1 protein-coding gene is annotated in these 279 nt (G+C 55.6%); it reads left to right on the top strand.

Annotated features, from left to right (window positions below; genetic code table 11):
• Positions 1-81 precede the first annotated feature (81 nt).
• Positions 82-279 (top strand): immunoglobulin domain-containing protein (locus LZA78_RS18035; RefSeq protein WP_233678192.1); only part of this gene is annotated, 198 nt, incomplete at its 3' end.

Raw genomic sequence — 279 nt, 5'->3', positions numbered from 1 at the left:
CTTTGTTCCACGCTCCTGCTACTGACTGTCCCGTCCTGGGTCTTATCCCAGGTCACCTTGAGGGAGTCTGGTCCTGCGCTGGTGAAACCCACACAGACCCTCACACTGACCTGCACCTTCTCTGGGTTCTCACTCAACACTAATGAAATGGGTGTGAGCTGGAACCGTCAGCCCCCAGGGAAGGCCCTGGAGTGGCTTGCACTCATTGATGGGGAGGATAAGAAATACTACAGCACTTCTCTGAATACCAGGCTCACCATCTCCAAGGGCACCTCCCAG

This window comes from Rhodobacter flavimaris (assembly GCF_021378075.1).
Taxonomy (GTDB): Bacteria; Pseudomonadota; Alphaproteobacteria; order Rhodobacterales; family Rhodobacteraceae; genus Rhodobacter; species Rhodobacter flavimaris.
This window is presented reverse-complemented; position numbering and strand designations above follow the sequence as displayed.